The sequence below is a fragment of the Paenibacillus xylaniclasticus genome (genome assembly GCF_004001065.1).
GTDB lineage: Bacteria > Bacillota > Bacilli > Paenibacillales > Paenibacillaceae > Paenibacillus_T > Paenibacillus_T xylaniclasticus.
In genome coordinates, this window is sequence record NZ_BIML01000050.1 from 1 (window position 1) to 2289 (window position 2289).

1 protein-coding gene is annotated in these 2289 nt (G+C 51.5%); it reads left to right on the forward strand.

From position 1 onward, the window contains the following. Window positions 1–2289: non-ribosomal peptide synthetase (locus PXY01_RS21455; protein WP_127573111.1), on the forward strand; the 2289-nt coding region annotated here is incomplete at both ends.

Here is a 2289-nt window from a genome sequence, read left to right on the forward strand (position 1 = left end):
AAGCACCGAGATATGAGCCGACATCCGCTATTCGATACAATGTTTGTATTGCACAATCAGGAGCAGCAGAGGCTCGACCTCGATTCCTTGCAGCTCATTGCCCAACCGATGGAAGGCAGTGTGACGAAGTTCGATATGACCTGGTCGTTAGCCGAAAGCGAAGACGGACTGCAAATCGTGGTCGATTACTGCACTGATTTGTACCGTCGCGATACGGTGGAGCGGATGGCACAGCATTACTTGCAGTTAATTAAAGCAGCAGTAAGCGAACCGGAGATGGAACTGTCGAAACTGTCGATGCTGACCGTGGAAGAGAAGCATCAGATTATAAATGTGTTCAATGCAACGGAAGCACCGTATCTGCTGGAGAAGACAATCCACCAGTTGTTCGAGGAGCAAGTGGAGCGGACGCCGGATCGTATTGCGGTAGTTAGCGAAACGGAACAGGTAACGTACCGGGAGCTTAACGCTAGAGCAAACCGGCTGGCACACAAGCTGCGAAAGCAGGGCGTGAGGTCGGACATCCGCGTCGGTCTTCTAGCGGAACGGTCCGTAGAGATGATCACGGGCATTCTCGGTATTCTGAAGGCAGGCGGCGCATACGTGCCGATTGATCCGTCATATCCGCAGGAGCGAATAGCGTATATGCTGGAGGACAGCGGAAGCAGGTGGTTGGTTGGAGACGAGCATCTGTTGGATAAAGTGACGTTTGCCGGAGGGAAGCTGGAGCTAAGAGAAACGATGCTAGCCAGCGAAGAAGATTGGAACCTGGAAGCGGTGAACAGCTCACGTAATCTGGCGTATGTTATCTACACCTCGGGCTCGACGGGCCAGCCGAAAGGGGTTATGGTAGAGCATCGTGGTGTAGTAAACTTATCCTCCGTATTCAAGCAAACGTTGGACCTTACGGATAACGATCGGATCATCCAGTTTGCCACCATCGCCTTTGATGCATCTGTATGGGAAATTGTAATGAGCTTATTTAGCGGGGCTCAACTGCATATGTTGCCAACTGAGGTAATCCATCAAGTTGAGAAATTTGAAGCGTATATCGAAGAGCATCAGATTACAACAGTGACGCTTCCACCTGCCTATTTAACTCATATGGAGCCGACACGTGTCCGTTCGTTAAAGACAGTGTTTGTGGCGGGCTCAGCTTGCTCATGGGAACTGGTACAAAAGTGGCGTCCCCATGTGCGGTTTATTAATGCATACGGACCAACAGAGACGACAATATGCGCGACGCTATGGTTTGCTGGAAATTCCAGAAGATCTACCATTACTGTTCCAATAGGCAAGCTAATATTGAATACGCGAACGTATTTAATGGATAAACAAGGTCAGTTACTCCCAATAGGTGTACCGGGAGAAATATGCATTGCGGGAGACGGTGTAGCGCGGGGGTATATCAACCGTGAAGACCTCACGGCGAAGAAGTTCGTCGCCGATCCGTTCGTACCAGGTGGACGAATGTATCGAACGGGAGACCTGGGCCGGTGGCTGTCGGACGGTGTTCTCGAATATTTGGGCCGGATGGACGAGCAGGTGAAAATCCGGGGCTACCGAATCGAGCCAGGCGAGATCGCAAGCGCCTTGCAGCAGCTAAAGCCAGTGAAGGAAGCGGCGGTGGTGGCGATCGAAGAAGCGAGCGGACAAGCGCTATGTGCGTATATTGTGTGCGACGGGGAACCGAGTATTGTAGAGCTTCGGACTCGCTTAGGCGAAACGCTGCCATCGTATATGATTCCATCTTATTTCGTGCAACTGGACCATTTGCCGCTGACGGTGAACGGGAAGCTGGACCGAAAAGCACTCCCGAAACCGGATAAGGATGCTCTCCATGGTACGGTATACGTCGAACCGAGGATGGAGACGGAAGTGAAACTTGCAGCGATCTGGCAAGAGTTGCTGGGCATCGAGCGAGTAGGCGTTACGGACGATTTCTTTGCGCTGGGCGGTCACTCGTTAAAGGCGATGCAGCTAGTATCGCTCATTCATCAATCATTCGGAGTCGAGGTGCCGCTTAGATCGTTGTTCGAGCATTCAACGATTGAAGAGTTGGCGTATGCGGTTGAGCAGTGTTCGTCTCCCGAAGTATATGTATCGATTTCGCGTACAGAACAACGGGACTTCTACCCCGTATCCTCTGCACAGAAGCGGCTCTATATTTTGGATCATATGGGTAATCAAGGAACGGCGTACAACATGCCAGGAGTGTACCTGTTGGAAGGGAAGGTAGAGCCGAAACATCTGGAAGCGGTTATACGCAGCTTGGTAGAACGTCACGAG